The organism is Vogesella oryzagri (assembly GCF_040148885.1).
GTDB classification, from domain to species: domain Bacteria; phylum Pseudomonadota; class Gammaproteobacteria; order Burkholderiales; family Chromobacteriaceae; genus Vogesella; species Vogesella oryzagri.
The window spans coordinates 30,596-50,641 of the sequence record NZ_JBEFLD010000012.1 but is presented as its reverse complement, the minus strand read 5'-3'; the positions used below and the strand labels follow the sequence as shown (position 1 = coordinate 50,641).

20 protein-coding genes are annotated in these 20,046 nt (G+C 65.4%); 12 read left to right on the top strand and 8 right to left on the bottom strand.

All coding sequences use genetic code 11. The annotated features are described in order from the left end of the window. Positions 1 to 55 precede the first annotated feature (55 nt). Positions 56 to 451 carry a ribonucleotide reductase subunit alpha gene (locus tag ABNW52_RS18445; RefSeq protein ID WP_349591130.1) on the bottom strand — a complete coding sequence of 132 codons (396 nt, stop codon included), beginning with the start codon at positions 449 to 451 and terminating at the stop codon, positions 56 to 58. A 285-nt stretch (positions 452 to 736) separates the two neighbouring features. Here ABNW52_RS18445 and ABNW52_RS18440 point away from each other — a divergent pair, with 285 nt between their 5' ends. Next, positions 737 to 1,333: a CBS domain-containing protein gene (locus ABNW52_RS18440; protein ID WP_349591127.1), complete on the top strand. Its 597-nt coding sequence runs from the start codon at positions 737 to 739 to the stop codon at positions 1,331 to 1,333. A 545-nt stretch (positions 1,334 to 1,878) separates the two neighbouring features. Here the strand turns inward: ABNW52_RS18440 and ABNW52_RS18435 are convergent. Then, positions 1,879 to 2,343: an Lrp/AsnC family transcriptional regulator gene (locus tag ABNW52_RS18435; RefSeq protein WP_349591125.1), complete on the bottom strand. Its 465-nt coding sequence runs from the start codon at positions 2,341 to 2,343 to the stop codon at positions 1,879 to 1,881. A gap of 137 nt (positions 2,344 to 2,480) precedes the next feature. Here ABNW52_RS18435 and ABNW52_RS18430 point away from each other — a divergent pair, with 137 nt between their 5' ends. Next, the gene (locus ABNW52_RS18430) at positions 2,481 to 3,380 is read left to right on the top strand and encodes a DMT family transporter (RefSeq protein ID WP_349591122.1); all 900 of its coding nucleotides are present in this window, start codon (positions 2,481 to 2,483) and stop codon (positions 3,378 to 3,380) included. Between the two features lie 75 nt (positions 3,381 to 3,455). Here the strand turns inward: ABNW52_RS18430 and ABNW52_RS18425 are convergent, their stop codons facing one another. The 5 genes from ABNW52_RS18425 to ABNW52_RS18405 form a co-directional block, all read right to left on the bottom strand. Continuing rightward, positions 3,456 to 4,100, bottom strand: a complete 645-nt coding sequence (locus ABNW52_RS18425) for an META and DUF4377 domain-containing protein (RefSeq protein WP_349591120.1) — start codon at positions 4,098 to 4,100, stop codon at positions 3,456 to 3,458. Between the two features lie 216 nt (positions 4,101 to 4,316). Next, positions 4,317 to 5,687 carry an NAD(P)(+) transhydrogenase (Re/Si-specific) subunit beta gene (locus tag ABNW52_RS18420; protein ID WP_349591118.1) on the bottom strand — a complete coding sequence of 457 codons (1,371 nt, stop codon included), beginning with the start codon at positions 5,685 to 5,687 and terminating at the stop codon, positions 4,317 to 4,319. Positions 5,688 to 5,699: 12 nt separating this feature from the next. Then, positions 5,700 to 5,996 (bottom strand): proton-translocating transhydrogenase family protein, encoded by a 297-nt coding sequence (locus ABNW52_RS18415; RefSeq protein ID WP_349591115.1) that lies wholly within the window; start codon positions 5,994 to 5,996, stop codon positions 5,700 to 5,702. Further along, positions 5,989 to 7,146, bottom strand: coding sequence for a Re/Si-specific NAD(P)(+) transhydrogenase subunit alpha (locus ABNW52_RS18410; RefSeq protein WP_349591113.1), 1,158 nt, complete (start codon positions 7,144 to 7,146; stop codon positions 5,989 to 5,991). Before ABNW52_RS18410 ends, ABNW52_RS18415 begins: the two co-directional genes overlap by 8 nt. Before the next feature lie 456 nt (positions 7,147 to 7,602). Further along, positions 7,603 to 7,818 (bottom strand): hypothetical protein, encoded by a 216-nt coding sequence (locus ABNW52_RS18405; RefSeq protein ID WP_349591110.1) that lies wholly within the window; start codon positions 7,816 to 7,818, stop codon positions 7,603 to 7,605. Here ABNW52_RS18405 and ugpQ point away from each other — a divergent pair. The 9 genes from ugpQ to ABNW52_RS18360 all read left to right on the top strand — a co-directional run bounded on the left by ugpQ (position 7,813) and on the right by ABNW52_RS18360 (position 17,786). Beyond that, positions 7,813 to 8,547: a glycerophosphodiester phosphodiesterase gene (ugpQ, locus tag ABNW52_RS18400; RefSeq protein ID WP_349591108.1), complete on the top strand. Its 735-nt coding sequence runs from the start codon at positions 7,813 to 7,815 to the stop codon at positions 8,545 to 8,547. The genes ABNW52_RS18405 and ugpQ overlap by 6 nt on opposite strands. A gap of 375 nt (positions 8,548 to 8,922) precedes the next feature. Beyond that, positions 8,923 to 9,690 (top strand): ABC transporter ATP-binding protein, encoded by a 768-nt coding sequence (locus tag ABNW52_RS18395; RefSeq protein WP_349591105.1) that lies wholly within the window; start codon positions 8,923 to 8,925, stop codon positions 9,688 to 9,690. A 28-nt stretch (positions 9,691 to 9,718) separates the two neighbouring features. Then, complete coding sequence (locus ABNW52_RS18390) at positions 9,719 to 10,687, top strand: GlxA family transcriptional regulator (protein ID WP_349591103.1); 969 nt, start codon at positions 9,719 to 9,721, stop codon at positions 10,685 to 10,687. 595 nt (positions 10,688 to 11,282) lie between these two features. Beyond that, on the top strand, positions 11,283 to 12,518 hold the full coding sequence (locus ABNW52_RS18385; RefSeq protein ID WP_349591101.1) for an aspartate aminotransferase family protein: 1,236 nt from the start codon (positions 11,283 to 11,285) through the stop codon (positions 12,516 to 12,518). Between the two features lie 58 nt (positions 12,519 to 12,576). Next, the gene (locus ABNW52_RS18380; protein WP_349591099.1) at positions 12,577 to 13,617 is read left to right on the top strand and encodes an arginine N-succinyltransferase; all 1,041 of its coding nucleotides are present in this window, start codon (positions 12,577 to 12,579) and stop codon (positions 13,615 to 13,617) included. Beyond that, a complete protein-coding gene (astA, locus tag ABNW52_RS18375; RefSeq protein WP_349591097.1) occupies positions 13,617 to 14,642 on the top strand; it encodes an arginine N-succinyltransferase in 1,026 nt (341 codons plus the stop codon). Before ABNW52_RS18380 ends, astA begins: the two co-directional genes overlap by 1 nt. Before the next feature lie 58 nt (positions 14,643 to 14,700). Next, the gene (gene astD / locus ABNW52_RS18370; RefSeq protein WP_349591094.1) at positions 14,701 to 16,167 is read left to right on the top strand and encodes a succinylglutamate-semialdehyde dehydrogenase; all 1,467 of its coding nucleotides are present in this window, start codon (positions 14,701 to 14,703) and stop codon (positions 16,165 to 16,167) included. Between the two features lie 555 nt (positions 16,168 to 16,722). Continuing rightward, positions 16,723 to 17,226: a GNAT family N-acetyltransferase gene (locus tag ABNW52_RS18365; RefSeq protein WP_349591091.1), complete on the top strand. Its 504-nt coding sequence runs from the start codon at positions 16,723 to 16,725 to the stop codon at positions 17,224 to 17,226. A 212-nt stretch (positions 17,227 to 17,438) separates the two neighbouring features. Continuing rightward, positions 17,439 to 17,786 carry a hypothetical protein gene (locus tag ABNW52_RS18360; RefSeq protein WP_349591089.1) on the top strand — a complete coding sequence of 116 codons (348 nt, stop codon included), beginning with the start codon at positions 17,439 to 17,441 and terminating at the stop codon, positions 17,784 to 17,786. A 64-nt stretch (positions 17,787 to 17,850) separates the two neighbouring features. Here ABNW52_RS18360 and gcvA read toward each other — a convergent pair whose 3' ends face one another. Further along, the gene (gcvA, locus tag ABNW52_RS18355; RefSeq protein WP_349591086.1) at positions 17,851 to 18,765 is read right to left on the bottom strand and encodes a transcriptional regulator GcvA; all 915 of its coding nucleotides are present in this window, start codon (positions 18,763 to 18,765) and stop codon (positions 17,851 to 17,853) included. A gap of 151 nt (positions 18,766 to 18,916) precedes the next feature. Between gcvA and ABNW52_RS18350 the strand changes: the two genes are divergently transcribed. Continuing rightward, positions 18,917 to 19,963, top strand: coding sequence for a DUF1338 domain-containing protein (locus ABNW52_RS18350; RefSeq protein ID WP_349591084.1), 1,047 nt, complete (start codon positions 18,917 to 18,919; stop codon positions 19,961 to 19,963). Positions 19,964 to 20,046 lie beyond the last annotated feature (83 nt).

The window sequence follows — 20,046 nt, the reverse complement described above, 5'->3', positions numbered from 1 at the left end:
ATGCCGCCGGCGTTGTTCAGCCGTTGTTGCCGCTGGCTAGCCGCCGCCGTGGCGGTTACAGGAATTGCAGCAGCTGGCCCTGGCGATTGAACGCCAGATAGCGGCCCACATCGCCGCCGGTCTGGATGGTCTGCACCATGCGCTTGATCGGCCCATCGGCATCCTGGCTGCCGCTGTCGTCGATGGCGGCGACGAACACCACCTGCCAGCTGTTATCCATGCTGTCGGCCTGTTCGGCCAGCGCGGCAAAGCTGTCCAGCTCCAGTACCGACTTGTCCACACATAGCACCGGCTGCAGGATGCCGCCTTCGCCGGCGGCAAAGCGCGCCGCTTCCGCCGCGGAATGGTCGTCGTGCAGGCGGCGGTTGCAGAAGGCGAACAGCAGGCGCTGCGGGGCGGGCTGGGCGCGGGCGGCGCCCAGCAGGCTGGCAAAATCGATAATCGGTTGCATGGTGGACTCCGCAGCAAAAAGCTCAGTCTAGGCGCGGATGCGCCGGCGGCGCGATACGCCGGAAGGAGGAGCCGGGGCGGGCAAACGGTTGAGACGGGTAAATTCGGTTACACGAAATGGCTGCAAGCCGCGCTGCCGCGTGCTTAGATGAAAAGACCGGGCATGCCAAGGGGTGTTGCCGCATTGCCCGGCCGTGTACCGGCCTGCCACAGACGGGCCGGCAAAAAGTAAAACACGGGAGCCGCCCGCGGCGCGGGCGCTACCCGCCGTACAGGAGCCCGTAGCATGGACTATCACGCCCTCCCCGGTATCAGCCTGCCTGCCACCACCGACCTGATTCACGTCGAACAGCGACCGCAACGCCCGCTGTCGCTGAAAAGCCCGGCGGTGGAAGTGTTGACCGACCTGCGCATCATCGACCCGATCAGCATCCACGATGACGTGGCGCTGGAAGAAGCCCACGCCCGCATGATCAACCACGGTATCCGCCTGCTGTTCGTCAGCAACAACGCCGGGGCGTTTACCGGCCTGCTCACCGCCAGCGACGTGCTGGGCGAGCGCCCGCTGCGTTGCATGCAGAGCAGTGGCAAGCAGCGCAAGGAGCTGCTGGTGGCGGACGTGATGACGCCGCGCAACCAGCTGGAGGCGCTGAACATGGGCGACGTGCTGCACGCCAGCGTCGGCCACATCGTCGCCACGCTGAAAGAACATGGCCGCCAGCACGCGCTGGTGGTGGAGCGCAACAGCAACAGCGGCCACCTGGAGATCTGCGGCCTATTTTCCACCTCCACCATCGCCCGCCGGCTGGGCATCTCGCTGAACTTCCTGCGCGTACCGCGCGCGTTCTCCGAGATCGAGCATGCGCTGTTGCACGAAAGCTGAGCCGCGCTGCTGCCCGGTACGTTGAACATGCGGCCAACCTTTGCGGGTTGGCCGCATTGTTTTGGCGCTTGGCGGCTGTTTGTGCACGCGAGCGCTGTGTGGTGTCGGCTGTGCGGCCAACGTCGGGGCTCCGCCCGTAGGCTGGGTTGAGCGCAACGAAGCCCAGCGTTTACCGCGTTGTTTTGCTGGTGTTGACTTGGGTGTGGAATCCGCTGCGCGGATGATGATTTTGGTGCCGGTTCCGCCCGGCGAGCAGGCCAAGGGGGCCACCGCAGCCCCCTTGGCAATCCCCGGCTCCCCGGCGGCTGCTCGAAACCCCGTGCAAAACGGCACGCCCCAGGCGCCGCCGAACTCGCCCCTCGCTAACGGCTCGGGACTCAAACAGATCGGCGTCTTAACACCTGGGGCGCACCACTTTGCCCGGCTCGCGCCAACGGGAATGGGGCGTAGCGGTTCGGTTCTACAAGTTGAAAGGTTGGCCGCATCGCAGCTGTAGCCCGGATAAGACGCAGGCGCATCCGGAGCCGTGCGGCCAACGTCGGGTCTTAGTCCTCGTCCTGCGGCACCGCGGTGCGGTACTTGCAGGTATTGATCACCACCAGCGATTCGAACTCGCGCACATGCGGGTTGTTCATCAGGTGGGCGCGGGCGAAGCGTTCGTAGTCGCCCATGTCGCGTACCAGCACGATCAGCACGAAATCCGGGCGGCCGGTCACGTTGTAGCACTCCATCACCTCCGGCGCCGCTTCCATTGCCGCCTTGAAGGCATCCACCAGCGGCGCCTGCGCGCGCTGCATCATCACGTTCACCACCAGCCGCAGGCTGCGGCCGAACAGTGCCGGGTCCACCAGCGCCACCTCGCGCTGGATCAGCCCTTCGCTGCGCAGCCGCTTCAGGCGGCGGGTGACGGCGGTGGGCGACAGGCTTACCGCTTCCGCCAGCTGGTCGTGGGTCTGGCGCGCGTCTTCCTGCAGCAGTGCCAGCAGTTTGCGATCGTAAGCATCCAGCATGTCAGGATTCCTGCGTTGAAATGTATTGAAATGCAGCTTGGCTGCAGTCTGACGCATGATAACGCAGCAGGTGGCAGTGGCGGGCTTTCTACACTGTGAGCATCGCATCGGGCAGCCGCCCGTCACCGGAGCCGCACATGAGCACCCTCAACCCCGCCCGCCGCCTGGCGGCCAACCTTTCCGCCAGCCGCTGGCTGCCGTACGCGCTGTTTGCCGGACTGGTGACCATGTGGGCGTACAACTACGTGGTGATGAAGGTGACACTGCAGGCGGCCACGCCGATCACCCACCTGATCATCCGCACCGCCATCGGCAGCCTGACGCTGTTCGGCGTGTTGCTGGCGCGCGGTCACGGCATCCGCCCGCAACGGCTGCGCGATGTCTGCCAGGTGGGGCTGTCCAGCAACTTCCTGTATGGCCTGGCGGTAACGCTGGCGCTGGTGGCCGGCGCCGCCGGGCGCACCTCGGTGCTGGTGTTCACCATGCCGTTCTGGGTGGCGCTGCTGTCGCGCTGGCTGCTGGCCGAGCCGTTCTCGCGCAACGCGCTGCGGGCAATGGCGGCCGGTTTTGCAGGGCTGATGCTGATCGTGGCGCCGTGGCAACTACACGGCGGCATGCTGCCGATGCTGTGCGCGGTGCTGGCGGGCCTGTTCTGGGCGCTGGGCTCGGTGCTGTCCAAGCGTGCCACCCAGCGCGGGCAGCTGGACAGCCTGAACTTTTCCGGCTGGCAGGCGCTGATTGCCCTGCTGCCGATGTTGCTGCTGCTGCCGTTCGCCGACTTTGCCGGCATCCACTGGTCGCCGGCCTTCGTGCTGGGCATGGTGTACTCCGGCGTGTTCTCCAGCGCGGTGGGCTGGCTGGCCTGGCTGTGGCTGCTGCGCCGGCTGCCGGCTTCCACCCTAAGTTTCAATTCGCTGGTGATCCCGGTGCTGGCGGTGGGAATGGCCGCCTACAGCCTGGGCGAATGGCCGCGCCCGGATGAGCTGCTGGGCATGCTGCTGATCGGCGCCGGCATCGTGCTGATCGCGAGGCGCTGACGTTCCACTGCGCCAAAAACACATGCGGCCAACCTGCAAAGGTTGGCCGCATTGTTTTTGGGGCGGTGCCGCCGCTTACGGTTGCACCAGCTGCTGCTCCACCACCATGTCCAGCACCCAGCGCAGCGACGGGGCGTCGGCCGGCGGGTTGGGCACTTTCACTTCCTTGATGCGCAGGCGGTAGGCAACGCCGGGCTGCGGGCGGAAGCCTTCGATCTCGCCGTAGTGCAGCTGCCACGGCTGGTTCTTGTCGCTGCGTACCTGCAGGCACATCATCCGCGCCACGCCGCTGCACGGCTGGCGCTCGGCGGCGACGTAGATCAGCCGGGTCGGCGCGGCGGACAGGTCTTCCTGCTGCCGCAGCACCAGTTGCTGCCCCGGCTTGCCCAGCAGCAGCTGGTCGCCGCGGCGCTGCACCGGCGGGCGGCTGGCCAGCAGTTGCGACAGTTCGCGCTCGCGCGCCATCGATACCGGGTCGCAGGCCATCATGGTGCTGGCCAGCTGATCTACCACCAGCACGCCGTTTTCCACCCGCGCGGTGCCGAACAGCCGGTTGCAGCCGCCGGACACCGACAGGCGGCCGCCTTTCAGTTCCAGCTCCAGCGGCGGTTTGTCATCGTGGTCGCCGCTGTGCCAGCGGCCATCCGGTTGCGGCGTGGTGCTGGCGCAGGCGGCCAGCAGCGCGGTGGTGATCAGTAGCGAGCTATGACGCAGACTCATGGGGAATTCCTTGCAGAGGTGCCCCGGAACACGCGGGGCGAAGGCGGCGCACAGCGGCGCGCCAGAATGTTGCAAGGCTAGCGAGCCGCTGATGCCAGCGTCAATCCTGCGCTGATTAAGCTTTGTGAATGCCGTCACACACCGTCACGACACGAGGCGGCGGCAAGAAAAACGGCCCCTTGCGGGGCCGTGGCGTTTGCTGCGTTGCGGGCGGGTTTAGTGCGCGCCGGCCTTCACCAGATCCTCGACCACTTTCTTGGCATCGCCGAACACCATCATGGTCTTGTCCAGGTAGAACAGCTCGTTGTCGAGGCCGGCGTAGCCGGCGTTCATCGAGCGTTTCACCACGATCACGGTGCGCGCCTTGTGCGCTTCCAGGATCGGCATGCCGTAGATCGGGCTGGCCTTGTCTTTCTGCGCCGCCGGGTTCACCACGTCGTTGGCGCCGATCACCAGCACCACGTCGGTGTTGGAGAAGTCGGAGTTGATCTCCTCCATCTCCTGCACCTGCTCGTACGGCACTTCGGCTTCCGCCAGCAGCACGTTCATGTGTCCCGGCATGCGCCCGGCCACCGGGTGGATGGCGTAGCGCACGTTGACGCCCTTCTCGTGCAGCAGCTCGGCGAATTCCTGCAGCGCATGCTGCGCGCGCGATACCGCCAGGCCGTAGCCGGGGACGATGATCACGGAATCGGCGTTGCCCATCAGGAAGGCGGCGTCGTCGGCGGAGCCGGACTTGTAGTTCTTCGGCCCGGAGGCGGCGGCGCCGCCAGTGGCGACTTCGGCGCCAAAGCCGCCCAGCAGCACGCTGACGATGGAACGGTTCATCGCCTTGCACATGATGTAGGACAGGATGGCACCGGAGGCGCCGACGCAGGCACCGGCGATGATCAGCACCGGGTTGTTCAGCGTGAAGCCGATACCCGCCGCCGCCCAGCCGGAGTAGCTGTTGAGCATCGACACCACCACCGGCATGTCGGCGCCGCCGATCGGGATGATCAGCGTCACGCCCAGCACCAGCGCGATGGCCAGCATCATCAGGAACGCCGCGTGGCTATCGCTGACGAAGTAGGCCGCACCGAAGCCGACCATGGCCAGTGCCAGCACCAGGTTCAGCAGATGTTGGCCGCTGAAGTTCACCGCCTTGGCGCCGAACTTGCCCGACAGCTTGCCGTAGGCCACCACCGACGCGGTGAAGGTGATGGCGCCGATGAAGGCGCCGATGAACAGCTCGATCTTCTGCACCCCGGTGTGTTCGACACCGGTGTGGAAGATGGCGGCTACCGCGATCAGCACCGCGCTCAAGCCGACCAGCGAGTGCATCGCCGCCACCAGCTCCGGCATGCCGGTCATTTCCACGGTCTTGGCCTTGTAGGCGCCGATGGCACCACCGGCGACGATGGCGCCGGCGATCAGCGCCAGTACCGGCTTGTCCAGGATCAGGAAGGTGGTGGCCACCGCGATCAGCATGCCCAGCATGCCGTAGCGGTTACCCTGAATGGCGGAGGTGGGCGAGGACAGCCCTTTCAGTGCCAGGATGAACAGCACCGCCGCGACCAGATACAGCACTGCAGAGAGATTTTCCATCGTTCGTGCTCCTTATTTTTTCTTCTTCTTGAACATGTCGAGCATGCGCTGGGTGACCAGGAAGCCACCGAAGATGTTGATGCTGGCGAGGAAGATACCGACCGCGCCCAGCGCCGAGGTCAGGGTGAGCTGGCTGCCGCCGATGTCCACCACCTGCAGCATGGCGCCGACGATGATGATGCCGGAGATGGCATTGGTCACCGCCATCAGCGGGGTGTGCAGTGCCGGGGTGACGTTCCACACCACGTGGTAGCCGACGAATACCGCCAGTACGAAGATGGTGAAGCTGGAGATGAACGGATCAACCATGAGTGGTCTCCTTCTTGGCTACCGGGGCCACGTGGGCCGCAGGGAAGCGCACCTCGCCGGCATGGGTCACCAGGGTGGCCGCCAGCAGGTCGTCTTCCAGATTCAGGGTGAAGCCTTCCTTGCTCAGCATCAGCGACAGGAAGGTCAGCAGGTTCTTGGCGTACAGGCTGGAGGCATCCGCCGCCACCATGCCTGGCAGGTTGCCAAGGCCAACGATGGTGACGCCGTTGTCGGTGGTGATCACCTCACCGCTACGGGTCAGCGCGCAGTTGCCGCCGGCTTCCGCCGCGATGTCGATGATCACGCTGCCCGGCTTCATTGCCGCCACGATGTCGGCGCTGATCAGCGTCGGCGCCTTCTTGCCCGGAATCAGCGCGGTGGTGATGATGATGTCGGCCTGCCGCGCGTGCTTGTCCACCAGCTCGGCCTGACGACGCTTGTAGTCGTCGGACATTTCCTTGGCGTACACGCCGTCGTTGGCTTTCTTCTCTTCCTCGCTCATCGGCACTTCGATGAACTTGCCGCCTAAGCTTTCCACCTGCTCCTTGGTGGACGGGCGTACGTCGGTGGCTTCCACCACCGCGCCCAGGCGCTTGGCGGTGGCGATGGCCTGCAGCCCGGCGACGCCGACGCCCATGATCAGCACCCGTGCCGGTTTCACCGTGCCGGCCGCGGTCATCAGCATCGGCATGAAGCGCGGGTAGTAGTGGGTGGCCAGCAGCACCGCGCGGTAGCCGGCGATGTTGTTCTGGCTGGACAGCACGTCCATGCTCTGCGCGCGGGTGGTGCGCGGCAGCAGCTCCATGGCGAAGGCGGAAACCTTCTTCTGGGCCAGCAGCGGGAAGGTGTCGTTGTGGTACGGCGCCAGCTGGCCGATCAGCACCGCGCCGTCCTTCAACTCGGCGATGGCATCGGCGGGCAGCGGGCGCACGGTGAGCACGATGTCGCCGCGGGACAGCGTCTCGGCGCGCGAGGCGGCCAAGGTGGCCCCTGCATCGACATAGGCCGCATCCAGCGCCGCGGCATGCCGCCCGGCCCCGGTCTCGACCACCACGGTGTGACCCATGGCGACGAGTTTCTTCACCGTTTCCGGTGTGGCGGCCACGCGGGGTTCACCTGCCAGCCGTTCGGTGGCAATAGCGATTTGCATGGTCTTCCTTTCTGCAAATGGTTCAAATGAAAAATGTAAAAACTGCGGAGATAGCGAACGCCCGTGCGAGGCTTGATTTCGAACGAGCGTTTGAATTGGTAATTAAGCATGACTCTTGATTTGGCGCAACGCTTTTACAAAAACGCGACATCGATTTGATCGAAAATCTTGCGCGGCCATGCTTTGTTTGATCTATGAATACTGTCTGACAGTTTTTTAATCAAATGATTTAACGAAGTATTTTCAGAACTACACGTTCTAATGATGGAACTGTTGTCAATTTTGTACGTTGCTGCGACGCAACATGGCATTGATAGCACGGGCCACGCCGGCAAGGCGATGCAACTTAGGTCTTACCACTATGTTATTGGCATCAATTGGGTGGTAATCGCCGATTCAGTAAACCTTTTAACGCCGCATGCTGTAAACGAGGGCTTACGCTTATAAGGGGTAACCTTAGCGCCGCCGGACGCCCCGCAGCAGCCACGTTGCGTCGCCTTGCTGTTCCACGGCGACAGCCTGCGGCGGCGCAGTTTGCCGGCAGGCGGTTCCGTGTCGCGCCATGCGGATCGCCACCCCGACCGCGGCCAAACCGGCTATGACGAAAATGAACCGTCTCAGGGTGACGATAGTCTGTTGCAGCAGGATGGCAACCAGGAGAACAGCATGCATTGGCCCTATCCCGCAGGTTTTGCCCACCGCCTTGGCGGCGCGCTGGCGCCGGAAAACACCCTGGCCGGCTTGCTGCTCACCCACCGGCTGGGGGTGAACGGCGTGGAGTGCGACGTGCAGCTGTCTGCCGACGGGCAGGCGGTGATCGTGCATGACCACGAGCTGGAGCGCACCAGCACCGGCTGCGGCCCGGTGAGCGCGCAAACGTTGGCCGCATTGCAGCAGCTGGATGCCGGCCGCCATCACCACCCGGCATTTGCCGGCGAGGCGCTGCCGTCGCTGGCGCAGCTGGCCACCCGCTGCCGCAAGCTGGGCATGGCGGTGAATCTGGAACTGAAACCGGCGGGCGACGATGCCGCCATGGCGCGGCAGTGCGTGGCAGAGATCGTGGCGCTGTGGCAGGGCGCCGCGTTGCCGCCGCTGCTGTCGTCGTTTTCGCGGCCGGCGCTGGCGGCGGCACAACAGGCCGCGCCGCAGTTGCCGCGCGCGCTGCTGCTGACACAGTTGTCGGAGGAGGCGGTGGCGCAGGCACTGGCACTGGGTTGTGGCGCGGTGCACGTGTATCACCGTGCGCTGACGGCGGAGTGGGTGGCCAGCCTGCATCAGCAGGAGCTGGCGGTGATGGCGTGGACGGTCAACCGCAGCGACGACATGCAGCGGCTGCGGCAATGGGGGGTGGACATGCTGTGCAGCGACCGCCCGGACCGGCTGGAGCCGGGCTGGACCTGAGCGGAGGCGCCCGTGGCGGTGGTCGCGCCGACGACAGCCACCGGCCACGCCGCGCAACCGGCCGGCGTTGTCGCAGCACAATTGCGCAAAGGTGACATCGATGTATAGAAGCGGCCTCGCCCGGGGGCAGCATGGTGCGGCGCGTTATTGGCTATCTGCTTGATTTGAATGGATTTAGTGCTGTTTTGTTGCCTGTGCTGCACTGCGACAAAGGTTGGCCGCAGTGATTGTGGCGCGGCGCGATTACTGAAATGATCGCCTCGCGCTCGTGCGGCTGGCGGCAGTCCGGCCACACCCTGCCTAGGGGGGGCGCTGTCGTCGGGCGGCATTCGGCTGCCGGCGTGCATCCAGCCGCAGCCGCACCAGGAGGTGACCATGTACAAACTAGTCGTAGACGACCTGCACAAGAAATACGGCGAGCACGAGGTGCTCAAGGGGGTATCGCTGAAAGCCAAGGCCGGCGACGTGATCAGCATCATCGGCTCGTCCGGCTCCGGCAAGAGCACCTTCCTGCGCTGTATCAACTTTCTGGAGCAGCCGTGTGCCGGCAGCATCACCCTGAACAACGAACAGATCCGCACTCACCAGGACAAGAAGGGCGCGCTGCGGGTCAGCGACCACAAGCAGCTGCAGCAGATGCGTACCAAGCTGGCGATGGTGTTCCAGCACTTCAACCTGTGGGCGCACATGACGGTGCTGGAAAACATCATCGAAGCGCCGATGCACGTGCTGGGCATCAGCCGCGACGAGGCGGTGGCGCGGGCGCGCAAATACCTGGCCAAGGTCGGCCTGCCGCCGGAGGTGGAAGGCAAGTACCCGTCGCACATGTCCGGCGGCCAGCAACAGCGCGTGGCCATCGCCCGCTCGCTGGCGATGGAGCCGGAGGTGATGCTGTTCGACGAACCGACCTCGGCGCTGGACCCGGAGCTGGTGGGTGAAGTGCTGAAAGTGATGCAGACCCTGGCCGAAGAAGGCCGCACCATGCTGGTGGTCACCCACGAAATGGGCTTCGCCCGCGAGGTATCCAACCACGTGGTGTTCCTGCATCAGGGCCGGGTGGAAGAGCAGGGCGACCCGAAAGTGGTGCTGCGCCAGCCCAAGAGCGAGCGGCTGCAGCAGTTCCTGCAAGGCAGCCTGAAGTGAGCCACGGCGGGTTCGCAAGGTTGGCCGCATGAGCGTGCAGCAGCTGGCGGTGCTGCTGTTGCCGCCGTGCTCGCCATTCGGTATCGGCTGCTTTGCCGAGCCGTTCCTGCAGGCCAACCGTCTGGCCGGCAAGACGCTGTATCAGCTGCAGTTTTATTCCTGGAATGGCCAGCCGCTGCCGCTGGGCGGGGGTATGAGCTACCCGGTGGCCGGCAGCCTGCGCGATGCCGGCCACTGCGACCAGCTGTTCGTGCTCAGCGAAGGGGTGCTGCCGTTTGCCGATGCCGCGTTGTGCTGCCACACCCTGGCCGTGCTGGCGGCGCGCGCCAGCCTGGTCGGCGGCGTGCACTGCGGCGCCTGGTGGCTGGCCAGTGCCGGGCTGCTGGACGGCCATCACGCCACCATCCACTGGTCGGAACAGCCGGCCTTTGCCGACCGCTTCGGCAAGGTGGTGGCCTCGCAGCACGTGTACGAGCTGGACCGCAGCCGCTTTACCTGTGCCGGCGGCGTGGCGCAGATCGACGGTGCGCTGGCGCTGATCGGCCGCCAGCACGGCGTGGAACTGGTGGATGCCATTGCCGCGGTGCTGTGTGCCGAGCGGGTGCGCAGCAGCGACGAACGCCAGCGCGTGCCGCTGCTGGCACGGGTGGGCGAGAAGCATCCCAAGCTCACCGAGGCGGTGATGCTGATGGAAGCCAATATCGAAGAACCGCTTACCACCGACGAAATCGCCACCCTCACCAACCAGTCGCGCCGCCAGCTGGCGCGGCTGTTCAAGCAATACCTGGACGACTCGCCATCACGCTACTACCTGCAGCTGCGGCTGGAGCGCGCGCGCCAGCTGCTGCGCAACACCGGCAAATCGGTGGTGCAGATTGGGCTGTTGTGCGGCTTTTCCTCCGGCCCGCATTTTTCCACCGTCTACCGTTCCTATTTCAACATCTCGCCGCGCGAGGAGCGCTTCCCGGGGGATGCGGAGTTTGTCGACGGCGAGTGATCGCCGCCGCGCTTCCGTGCCGGACAAGGTTGGCCGCATGCCATAACGGTTTGCGGCCAATGTGTTTGGTGGCGAAGTATCCGCTGCGCGGATGCTGGTTGCAGTCGCCGGTTCCGCCCGGCGCACGGGGAAGGGGCCGACCGCCGCCCCCTTTCCAATTCCCGGCGCCCCCGAAGGCTGCGCGAAACCCCGTGCCAGGTAGCACGCCCCAGGCGCCGCTGATTCGCCGCTTGCTAACGGCGCGCGGCTCAGGCCGCGGCTTGATCCCTGGGGCGCACCGTCTGGCCCGGCTCGCGCCAACGGGGTGTGGCGAGTTGGTGCGGGGCTGCTGTTTGTGAGCCTGGCTAAGTGACAAACGTTGGCCGTATAAGCGCTGACACGATATGCGGCCAACCTTGTGCCGCACCCATTGCGCCATTGGGCCGCATTGGAGCGCAAACGTTGACCGCACCGTACTGCCACTGTCGGGGGCTAACCTGGCCCATCCCCCCCGTCGCTGGCCCAAACAGAAAATTGCATGTCTTGATTCTGGACGGAAAATTTGACGCGTCTGCCTAGAATGGCTCCATCTCAACGCCAGACGAAGGATTTCCAGATGTCCGCTCCCGTTACCCGCCAAACCTTTGATGAAGTAATGGTTCCCAACTACGCCCCGGCCGCGTTCGTACCGGTCAAGGGTGAAGGTTCCCGCCTGTGGGACCAGCAGGGCAAGGAATACATCGACTTCGCCAGCGGTATCGCCGTGACCAGCCTGGGCCATCTGCATCCGGAGCTGACCCGCGTACTGCACGAGCAGGTAGACCGCCTGTGGCACCTGTCCAATACCTTCACCAACGAGCCGGCGCTGCGCCTGGCGCGTCGCCTGACCGAAACCACCTTTGCCGAGAAGGTGTTCTTCTGCAACTCCGGCGCCGAAGCCAACGAAGCCGCGCTGAAGCTGGCCCGTCGTTACGCCTTCGACCATTTCGGTGGCAGCAAGACCGGTATCGTGTCCTGCAAACAGGCTTTCCACGGCCGTACCCTGTTCACCGTATCGGTGGGCGGCCAGCCGAAGTACACCGAAGGTTTCGCCCCGCTGCCGGGTGACCTGAACCACATCGAATTCAACAATCTGGAAGCCGCCGAGGCCGCCATCAACGCCGGTACCTGCGCGGTGATCGTGGAGCCGGTACAGGGTGAGGGCGGCGTGCTGCCGGCCACCAAGGCCTACCTGCAGAAGCTGCGCGAGCTGTGCGACAAGCACAACGCGCTGCTGATTTTCGACGAAGTGCAGATCGGTGTTGGCCGCTCCGGCGCGCTGTACGCCTACCAGGCCTACGGCGTGACCCCGGACATCCTGACCAGCGCCAAGGCCCTGGGCAATGGTTTCCCGGTAGCTGCCATGCTGACCAGCAACAAAGTGGCGGCATCCTTCGTGGTGGGCACCCACGGTTCCACCTACGGTGGCAACCCGATGGCCTGCGTCGTGGCCGACAAGGTGCTGGAACTGATCGACACCCCGGAAGTGCTGGCTGGTGTGCAGCAGCGCCACGAGCTGATCAAGGCCGGCCTGGCACGCATCAACGCCAAGTACGGCATCTTCAAGGAAGTGCGCGGCATGGGCCTGCTGATGGGCGCCGAGCTGCAGGGCGAGTTTGTGAACAAGGCCAAGGACATCGTCAACGCCGCCACCCGGCACGGTCTGCTGGTACTGGTAGCCGGCACCAACGTGCTGCGCATCGTACCGTCGCTGATCATTGCCGAAGCCGACGTACAGGAAGGCCTGGCCCGTCTGGAAGCCGCCGTGGCCGAACTGGTGGCAGCCAACGCCAAACAGGCACAACCGGCCTAATGCGCCTCGCGGCGGCGATCCTGCATCGCCGCCGTTTTTTGCTACCCGAGGAAGACCCATGCTTCTTGTCCGCCCCAGCAAGCTGTCCGACCTGCCGCAGATCGAGCGCATGGCGCGCTCCGACGGCCCGGTACTGCACTCCCTGCCGCCCGATCGCGAGCGCCTGCAGCAGCGTGTGAATGATTCCGTGCATTCGCTGCGCGCCGATGTCGACTGCCCCGGCGAGGAAAGCTACCTGTTCGTGCTGGAAGACACCGCCAGCGGCCAGCTGCACGGCACTGCCGGCATCATGGCGGTGGCAGGCTTCTCCGAGCCGTTCTACGCCTTCCGCAACGAAGTGCTGGTGCATGCTTCGCGCGAGCTGAAAGTGAACCACCGCGTGCACGCGCTGATGACCTCGCACGAGCTGACCGGCCGCAGCCGCCTCACCGGTTTCTACTACGACGAAGCCGCGCTGGGCCGCAATATGGCGCTGCCGCAGCTGCTGTCGCGCGCGCGCATGATGTTCATCGCCCAGCACCGTGAACGCTTCAACAACGAAATCTTCTCGGTACTGCCGGGCGTTACCGACGACAACGGCCGCTCGCCGTTCTGGGATGCCGTCGGCTTCAAGTTCTTCCGTCGCGACTTTGCCGAGATGGAGCTGGCCTCCGGTGGCCGCAGCCGCACCTTCATCGCCGAGATGATGCAGGTGGACCCGCTGTACGTGCCGCTGATCGCCGAGGAAGCACAACGCGTGATGGGCGAGCCGCATGCCGGCGCGCGCATCAACTACCGCTGCCACCTGGCCGAAGGCCTGGAGCCGGACAAGTTCGTCGACCTGTTCGACGCCGGCCCGGTGCTGACTGCGCAGCTGGATGTATGCCGCTCGGTGCGTTACAGCCGCCTGCACACCGCCCGCCGTGGCGAAGTGGGCGGCGACACCGTGCCGCACCTGGTCAGCAACACGCTGACCGCCGACTTCCGCTGCCTGCTGGTGGACCTGCCGCCACTGCTGGGCGACGAAGTGGTACTGCCGCCAGAAGTGGCGGATGCACTGGAAATCGTGGATGGCGACGCCGTGCGTTGCGTCCCGCTGAATAGCGAAGGGGCCCGCTGATGTTCGTATTGCGTATGAGCCGGCCGGATGACGTAGACGCGCTGGTACAACTGGGCCACAAGGCTGGCCCCGGCCTCACCACCCTGAAACCCGACCCGGATGCCCAGGGCGCGCGCCTGCAGCGCGTGCAGCGCACCATCGCCGGCAGTGCCGAGCTGCCGGAGCAGGGTTATCTGTTCGTGCTGGAAGACACTGCCAGCGGCAAGGTGGTGGGGGTGTGCGGCATCGAAGTGGCCGTGGGCCTGGACCAGGCGTTCTGGACCTACCGCATGGATACCTTCGTGCACGCCAGCCGCGAGCTGGGGCTGTGGACGCGCATGGACAAGCTGCACATGTCGCACGGCCTTACCGGCTATTCCGAGCTGTGCACGCTGTTCCTCGACCCGGACTACCGCGTCAATGGCAACGGCTCGCTGCTGTCCAAGGCGCGCTTCATGTTCATCGGCCAGTTCCGTGACCGCTTTGCCGAGCGCATCTGCGCCGAAATGCGGGGCTACTTCGACGAAAACGGCGAATCGCCGTTCTGGAAGGCGCTGGGCGCGCACTTCTACCGCATCGACTTCCACGAGGCCGACCGCCTGGTGGCGCTGGGCAAGAAATCCTTCCTTGCCGAGCTGATGCCACGCCACCCGGTGTACATCGACTTCCTGCCGCAGGACGCCCGCGACTGCATCGGCAAGGTGCACAAGGAAACCGAGCCGGCGCGGCGCCTGCTGGAAGTGGAAGGCCTGCGCCTGGAGCAGCACGTGGACATCTTCGAAGGCGGCCCGGTGCTGGAAGCACGCATCGACGACCTGCGCGTGATGCGCGACAGCGGCCTGTGCCAGGTGGAAATCGTGGCCGAAGCCGCCGCCGACGCCCCGCGTCAGCTGGTGGCCAACGGCGAGCTGGCCGACTTCCGCGTGATCCTGGCCGCGGCCAACGTTAGCGATGGCGTGGTGCACCTCACCGCCGAACAGGCACGCGCGCTGCAGGCGAAAGCCGGCGACCGCGTACGCGTGATGCTGCAGAACCCGGCCAAATAAACCGAACACTTATTGCCGGCAGCCGATGCGCTGCCGGCCAACAGACAGGAATACAGCAATGAGCCAACTGTTCATCGACGGCGCCTGGACCACCGGTCGCGGCGCCTCCTTCGTATCGCTCAACCCGGCCAACGGCCAGCCGGTATGGGAAGGCCACTCCGCCTCCGCCGCCGACATCGACGCGGCCTTCGCCGCCGCACGCCGCGCCTTTGACGACTGGCGTCGCCGCTCGCTGGACGAGCGCATTGCACTGGTGCGCCGCTTTGCCGAAGTGCTGGGCGAGCACAAGGAAGACATGGCCCGCGCCATCGGCGTGGAAACCGGCAAGCCGCTGTGGGAATCGCGCCAGGAAGTGGCGGCCATGGTGGGCAAGATCGACATCTCCATCCGCGCCTACAACGACCGCACCGGTGAAAAGCGCGGCGAGCTGGCCGGCGACACCACCGTGCTGCGCCACCGCCCGCACGGCGTGATGGCGGTGTACGGCCCGTACAACTTCCCCGGCCACCTGCCGAACGGTCACATCGTTCCGGCACTGATCGCCGGCAACACCATCCTGTTCAAGCCGTCCGAACTCACCCCGCTGGTGGCCGAGCTCACCGTCAAGCTGTGGGAAAAGGCCGGCGCACCGGCTGGCGTGATCAACCTGCTGCAGGGTGAGCGCGATACCGGTATCGCCCTGGCGCAGCACCCGCAGCTGGACGGCCTGCTGTTCACCGGCAGCTCCGCCACCGGCGTGGCACTGCACAAGCAGTTCGCCGGCCGCCCGGGCTTCATGCTGGCGCTGGAAATGGGTGGCAACAACCCGATGCTGGTGGCCGAGGTGGACAACCTGGACGGCGCCGTGCACCACGCCATCCAGTCGTCCTTCCTGTCGGCAGGCCAGCGCTGCACCTGCGCGCGCCGCCTGCTGGTGCCGCACGGCGAGTTCGGCGACCGCTTCATCGCCCGCTTTGCCGAAGTGGCCGCCAAGCTCACCATCGGCGAATACGATGCCGAGCAGCAGCCGTTCATGGGCGCCATGGTGTCGCTGAAGGCCGCGCAGGGCATGCTGGCCGCGCAGGACAAACTGCTGGCCATGGGCGCCAAGTCCATCCTGGCCATGCGCCAGCTGGAAGACGGCAAGGCCTTCGTTACCCCGGCCATCGTGGACGTGACTGCCATCGCCGGCCAGCTGCCGGACGAGGAATACTTCGGCCCGCTGAGCCAGATCATCCGCTACCACGACTTCGACGAAGCGCTGCAGATCGCCAACCGCACCCAGTACGGCCTGTCCGCCGCGCTGCTGGCCGACGACGAGGCACTGTGGCAGCGCTTCAACCAGGACATCCGCGCCGGCGTGGTGAACTGGAACAAGCCAACCAATGGCGCCTCCTCCGCCGCACCGTTCGGTGGCACCGGCCTGTCCGGCAACCACCGTCCGGGCGCCTACTACGCCGCAGACTACTGCGCCTACCCGATGGCATCGGTAGAAGCAGGCAGCCTGGTGCTGCCGGCCCAGCTGTCGCCGGGCATGACGTTCTGATGCACTGACTGTTTTCGTTGCTCCTGCTTGGGCCCGCCGCGTGCGGGCCTTTTTTCGTGCCAGGTACCGTGTTGGCGACCAAGCTGACAAAGTATGCGGCCAACCTTGTGAGGCGCCAGATTGCCCTACGGGGAGCGCCGGGCACAATGGTGTTCGCCAGGTGTTAAGACGGCAGCTGAGCCGTTTGACGTTAGCAAACGGCGAATTGCCGGCGCCTGGCGAATGCCGTTTTGGCCGGGGTTTCGCGGACCATTAGGGCGAGCGGGGTTGCCAGGGGGCGGCGGCACGCCCCCTGGCCCGTCCGCCGGGCGGAACCGGCGACTTCAAACAACATCCGCGTAGCGGATACAAAACCAGACGCGGTAAACGTTGGGCCTCGCTACGCTCGACGCCAACCTACGTGTGGTAGGGCGGAAGCCCGGTGGTACCGGGCGTTCCGCCACCATGCGGCCAACCTTGCAGGCGTCCCGGCGGATCGCCCTTTGGGCATCCGCCCTACCTCTACTGCCCGCCAGCCGCTATGCTGCCGTCTTTGCCTTCTGCCCGAGATTCCTCATGCTGCTACCGCACTACACCCTGCGCACCCCGACGCCTGCCGATGCCGACGCCTGCTACGCCATCGAAACCAGTGCCTACGAAGGCGACGAGGCCGCCACGCTGGAGAAGATCGCTCTGCGCATCCGCCAGTACCCGGCAGGTTTCATGCTGCTGGAGGTCGATGGCCGCATCGCCGGCTTCATCAATTCCGGCTGCGCCGACCTGGTGGCGCTGTCGGATACCGCGTTCAAGGAGCTGGTGGGGCATCACCCGGACGGCCGCCACGTGGTGATCATGTCGGTGGTGGTACACCCGGACTTCCAGGGCCAGGGGCTGGCGGCGATCCTGCTGCACAACTTCATCCTGCGCATGCGCCGGCTGGGCAAGGAGAGCATCCAGCTGGTGTGCCGCGAGCAGCATATCGCGCTGTATGAACGCTTTGGCTTCCGTTACTTGCAGCCTTCAGCCTCTGCCTACGGCGGCCATAGCTGGCACGAAATGGCGCTGGCGCTGCGCGGGTAACGTCGTTGTCAGGGCGTAGTTTGGGCTGGAGAACATACCGCGGCCTGCCGGGTGTCGTGCGCAGGCTGCTACCGGGCTAGACATCGGCTGTTCTGCTTGTCGCATGGAGCGGGATGGCGGTGTCTATAGTGTGTTCAAGGTAGCCGCAGCAACAGGCGGGCTACTGCGGCAAGGCGGCGCAAGCCGTCCTGGCACCAGCTGGAGACACGATCATGGCTACTACGTCGGAACCCGGATTGCTGCACCTGTTGTATCTCTATTTCATTCCCTACTGGCTGTTTCGCGATGTCTCCCACGGCGATCAATTGCTGCGCGAACAGAACTATCGCTACAACCGCGAGCAGCGCAAATACCTGCCGGGCTATCTGTTGAAGTGGGCGATCCTGTGCGCGTTGCTGCTGGCCAGCCACCATCTGGCCAAGGAGCTGGCGCTGCAGGTGCCGGACTGGGATCAGCTGTTCCAGCTGTGGGCGCTGTTTTCCGGCATCAGCTTCTCGGTCGGCGTGGCCTTGATGTCCAACATCATGGTGGCCTGGAGCTTTCTGACCTTCATGCACTGAGTGCCGCCCGCGTGCGCTGCGGCGCAAGGTTGGCCGCATGGCCGGCGTACGCTTGCGGCCAACCTTACGGCGTCGCCTCCTCCTGCGCCGCCTGCGCGAGCAGCCATTCGCGGAATACGCGCACCTTGTAGACGTCGGTACGGGTGGCCGGGTGTACCAGGTAGTAGGCGTGCTGGCTGCGCACCGGCTTGTCCAGCGCCAGCACCAGCCGGCCGCTGGCCAGTTCTTCCGCCACCAGGAATTGCGGCAGCACCGCGATGCCGAGGCCGGCCACCGCGGCCTGGATCACCATGAAAAAATGCTCGAAGCGCGGGCCGGACAGCAGGCTGGCCTGCTGCGCGTCCATGTCCTGCAGGCCGGCGGCGGACAGCCAGTCGTTCCACGCCTGCGGCCGGGTGGTGTGCTGCAGCAGGGTGTAGTCCAGCAGCTCGCGCACGTCGGTCAGCGGCTTTTGCAGCAGGCCGGGGGCGCACACCGCCACGATGTCCTCGCCCATCAGCCGGTGGCAGATGGCGCCCGGCCACAGCGCCGGGCCGAAGTGGATCGCCACGTCGGCCTCCACTTTGTCGAAATCGAACGGCCGCACCTGGGTAACCAGGTTGAGCTGGATATCCGGGTAGCGGGCGCTGAAATCCACCAGCCTTGGCACCAGCCAGCGCGAGCCGAAGGTAGGCAGCATGGCCACGGTGAGCACGCCGCCCTCGCCGCGATAGGCCATCAGCTGCAGCGTGGCGGATTCGGCGCGGTCCAGCACGTCCTGTATCGCCGCGGCATAGGCCTCGCCGGCCACAGTCAGCACCAGTCGCTGCTTTACCCGCTCGAACAGCGGGCGGCCGATGAAGTCTTCCAGCCCGCGAATCTGCCGGCTGACCGCGCTTTGCGTCAGGTTCAGTTCCTCGGCGGCGCGGGTAAAGCTCAGGTGGCGCACGGCAGCTTCGAAGCACTGCAGGGCCATCAGCGAGGGCAGGGTGCGGCGCATGGTGAGTTCATGATTTTACGGAATGAAGTCAGCAGAATACATCGCTTGAGCCACTGGCGGAAAGGCAGGAAACTTTGCCGCATACAAAGCCGTCGCCAGCACGCAAAAACCGCGACGCGCCAAACTCACACCACGGAAAAGGTATTCGCAAATGACACAAGCTCAAGCCAGTATCGCCGGCAGCCAACTGAACAAACTGCTGGTACAGGTAGCCGGCGCCCAAGCCGCCGCCGACCTGTTCACCATGATCAAGGTAGAAGACGTGCTGCTGGCCGAGCAGGCCGGCGCCAGCGTATCGCGCCTGGTGCTGGCGCAGGCGATGAACATGCTGCTGTTCGCGAAGAACCTGGAAGCGGTGCCGGAAGGCAAACGCTATGTGGCAGACAAGCTGGCCGCCGGTGGCCAGGTGGTGTTCGATCACGGCGCGCTGCGCACCGTGGCTGCGGCCAACACCGGCGCGCTGCCGCAGGGCGAGCTGGCCTTCAAGCGCCTGCTGGAGCCGCTGGGCTTTGCCGTGGCCGACGTGTACCCGCTGCCGCGCCTGAAGATGACCGGCCGCGCTTACTGCCACCAGGATGCGCCGGAACAGGTGGCGCAGTTCTTTGTGTCCGAGCTGCATGTGGACCAGTTCTCGCCGGCGTTCCAGGCCGCGGTGAACAACGTGGTATCCACCTCGCGCGATCCGCTGTCCGCCGAAGACAAGGCGCTGCTGGCCACGCTGTCCGACAACCGCGAACTGCCGTTTGCCGATGCCGCCAGCCTGCTGCCCAAGCTGGTGGGCTGCTTCGACGTGCAGCACGCCACCCCGGCACTGGCCGACTACCACACCCTGCTGCAGGAATCCGCCGAAATGGCGTGGATCTCCACCGAGGGCAACGCTTTCAACCACGCCACCGACCACGTGGCGGACGTATTCGCCACCGCCGACGAGCTGCGCGCCAAGGGCCAGCCGATCAAGGACAAGGTGGAAGTGTCCGCCAGCGGCCGTGTGCGCCAGACCGCGTTCAAGGCGGCACAGGTGGAGCGCGAGTTCATCGACGCCGACGGCCAGCGCGTCAGCCGCATCGTGCCGGGCTCGTTCTACGAATTCATCACCCGCGACCGTTACACCGACGCAGCGGGTATCAACAAGCTGGATCTGCGCTTTGACAGCTCCAATGCGCAGGGCATCTTCAAGATGACCGCTGCTGCCTGCTGAGCGCAGGGTTAACAATCGTGGGGGGCGCCTTTAGTTCTAGGACGCCTGCTTAGGCTCGCACCCCGGTGCGAGCCATTTTTTCA

Bases quoted from the DNA above. Each gene is read 5' to 3' on its own strand.
- ABNW52_RS18445 (WP_349591130.1), bottom strand. From the start codon at position 451: ATGCAACCGATTATCGATTTTGCCAGCCTGCTGGGCGCCGCCCGCGCC.
- ABNW52_RS18405 (WP_349591110.1), bottom strand. From the start codon at position 7,818: ATGCATGCTGTTCTCCTGGTTGCCATCCTGCTGCAACAGACTATCGTC.
- astD (WP_349591094.1), top strand. From the start codon at position 14,701: ATGAGCCAACTGTTCATCGACGGCGCCTGGACCACCGGTCGCGGCGCC.
- astA (WP_349591097.1), top strand. From the start codon at position 13,617: ATGTTCGTATTGCGTATGAGCCGGCCGGATGACGTAGACGCGCTGGTA.
- gcvA (WP_349591086.1), bottom strand. From the start codon at position 18,765: ATGCGCCGCACCCTGCCCTCGCTGATGGCCCTGCAGTGCTTCGAAGCT.
- ABNW52_RS18390 (WP_349591103.1), top strand. From the start codon at position 9,719: ATGAGCGTGCAGCAGCTGGCGGTGCTGCTGTTGCCGCCGTGCTCGCCA.
- ABNW52_RS18360 (WP_349591089.1), top strand. From the start codon at position 17,439: ATGGCTACTACGTCGGAACCCGGATTGCTGCACCTGTTGTATCTCTAT.
- ABNW52_RS18410 (WP_349591113.1), bottom strand. From the start codon at position 7,146: ATGCAAATCGCTATTGCCACCGAACGGCTGGCAGGTGAACCCCGCGTG.
- ABNW52_RS18365 (WP_349591091.1), top strand. From the start codon at position 16,723: ATGCTGCTACCGCACTACACCCTGCGCACCCCGACGCCTGCCGATGCC.
- ABNW52_RS18430 (WP_349591122.1), top strand. From the start codon at position 2,481: ATGAGCACCCTCAACCCCGCCCGCCGCCTGGCGGCCAACCTTTCCGCC.
- ABNW52_RS18440 (WP_349591127.1), top strand. From the start codon at position 737: ATGGACTATCACGCCCTCCCCGGTATCAGCCTGCCTGCCACCACCGAC.
- ABNW52_RS18420 (WP_349591118.1), bottom strand. From the start codon at position 5,687: ATGGAAAATCTCTCTGCAGTGCTGTATCTGGTCGCGGCGGTGCTGTTC.
- ABNW52_RS18415 (WP_349591115.1), bottom strand. From the start codon at position 5,996: ATGGTTGATCCGTTCATCTCCAGCTTCACCATCTTCGTACTGGCGGTA.
- ABNW52_RS18350 (WP_349591084.1), top strand. From the start codon at position 18,917: ATGACACAAGCTCAAGCCAGTATCGCCGGCAGCCAACTGAACAAACTG.
- ABNW52_RS18425 (WP_349591120.1), bottom strand. From the start codon at position 4,100: ATGAGTCTGCGTCATAGCTCGCTACTGATCACCACCGCGCTGCTGGCC.
- ABNW52_RS18435 (WP_349591125.1), bottom strand. From the start codon at position 2,343: ATGCTGGATGCTTACGATCGCAAACTGCTGGCACTGCTGCAGGAAGAC.
- ABNW52_RS18380 (WP_349591099.1), top strand. From the start codon at position 12,577: ATGCTTCTTGTCCGCCCCAGCAAGCTGTCCGACCTGCCGCAGATCGAG.
- ABNW52_RS18395 (WP_349591105.1), top strand. From the start codon at position 8,923: ATGTACAAACTAGTCGTAGACGACCTGCACAAGAAATACGGCGAGCAC.
- ugpQ (WP_349591108.1), top strand. From the start codon at position 7,813: ATGCATTGGCCCTATCCCGCAGGTTTTGCCCACCGCCTTGGCGGCGCG.
- ABNW52_RS18385 (WP_349591101.1), top strand. From the start codon at position 11,283: ATGTCCGCTCCCGTTACCCGCCAAACCTTTGATGAAGTAATGGTTCCC.